General features: G+C 34.1%; 3 protein-coding genes. 1 reads left to right on the forward strand and 2 read right to left on the reverse strand.

Translation table 11 applies throughout. The features are described 5' to 3' along the window. A partial coding sequence (locus NHH16_RS15375; protein WP_262070468.1) for a LytR/AlgR family response regulator transcription factor occupies positions 1–725 on the reverse strand: 725 nt, incomplete at its 3' end. Positions 726–982: 257 nt separating this feature from the next. Here NHH16_RS15375 and NHH16_RS15380 point away from each other — a divergent pair. Next, the gene (locus tag NHH16_RS15380) at positions 983–1,153 is read left to right on the forward strand and encodes a hypothetical protein (RefSeq protein ID WP_262070469.1); all 171 of its coding nucleotides are present in this window, start codon (positions 983–985) and stop codon (positions 1,151–1,153) included. 57 nt (positions 1,154–1,210) lie between these two features. On the opposite strand, the gene NHH16_RS15385 is transcribed toward NHH16_RS15380, so the two are convergent. Beyond that, positions 1,211–1,447, reverse strand: a 237-nt coding sequence (locus NHH16_RS15385; RefSeq protein WP_262070470.1) for a hypothetical protein, incomplete at its 5' end; no start/stop codon positions are given.

A 1,447-nucleotide genomic window follows, 5' to 3' on the forward strand; every position in this document is an offset into this window, starting at 1 on the left:
TAGAAATCATATTTTTCTCCATTGGAACATATAATCTCGCGAATTATCTTTCGGCGATCTTCGCTTATCGGTAGTTTCTCATCATTCAGCATGGTAGCAGTGCTAAATGTGATTTCTTTAATAAAAGCGTGGTTAATTAAATATGACTGATGAATTCTTAGAAAATATTGTCCTTCCTTTTTCACCTTTTTCTCCAGTTCATTTAATTTTCCGTATATCTCTTCATACTTTCCATCTATTTTCCATATTCTAACCTTTCTTAGCTTACTTTCAAAATACAGTATTTCCTTATATGAGATTCTATGAACACCATTCCTAATAGGATATGAAAAAACCACTTGGCTACTCTCTACTTCTTGTACCGCAGCCAAAAAATACTTTTTGAACCGCTCCTCTATCTTGTTTTTTGAAATAAATCTAAACGCATTAACCTCAAAACACTCCGGCGCATAATTTTCATGACTTGTAACAAAGATAATCTGAACCGTTTTATCCACTTCTCTAATACGCTTTGCTGTGGTAATACCGTCTTCGACTTCCATCTCTATATCAAGATAGATAATATCATACCGTACTCCGTTTAAAATAGCTTCTGATAACTGTCTCCCTTCCCAATAGACATCTGTATCTACTTTTTGGTTAATATGACTGCCTTCATTATGAACGAGCATTTCTATTCGATTGCTCATTTCCTCATTATCATCGCAAATTGCTATATGTAACATTTTCTCCTCCTCAATTTGTCCACTTAATATTCATCAGTTCATTGAGCTCTAACTCACACATCTAATCTTAGCAAAGATGTATGTACTTTGGACTACTTGTAATTATCTCGGGTCTAGATGTCATATTTCCGCTCCGTTCCATCTGATATCGATGATATAATTGGAAAGGTAATCACACCTTACAATACATATTCTTACTTAACAATAATATCGATTCCACAGAAATATGTCACTCACATTTTTTAGGAGGATTCAGAATGAATATTATTTTCATCGTATTATTAAGTCTCATCATTGGCGTACCTCTCCTTATGCTTGTAATTAAAGTTGCTGTAAAAGAGGCCATAATTGAAGCTCATAAACATCTAGATTCCTTAAATACTAAGAATAACAATATGTCTAACACTACACAAAAGATAATTGAATAGCTATGAACCCATACTCTACTTTATAATATGAACAGATATTGACTTCGTGACAAATTGTCACGAAGTCAATATCTGTTCATAGGCCCTTCGATATATTTCCATATCACGAAGAGGCAAGCAAAAATAAGCCTTTATCTGCTTTTCATTTAGCCCCGCCTCCAACCCAAGAAATATCTGCTCCAGTTCTTCATCTGATAGCTGATTGGAATATCTCTTAACACATTCAAAAATACTGCCACTTAAATCCCAATTACTCTTATCTAGATACTCTTCTAATCTCTCCTTTCGCTCCTC

Origin of the sequence: Ohessyouella blattaphilus (assembly GCF_024721265.1) — a bacterium.
In the GTDB taxonomy this organism is placed as follows: domain Bacteria; phylum Bacillota; class Clostridia; order Lachnospirales; family Lachnospiraceae; genus Aequitasia; species Aequitasia blattaphilus_A.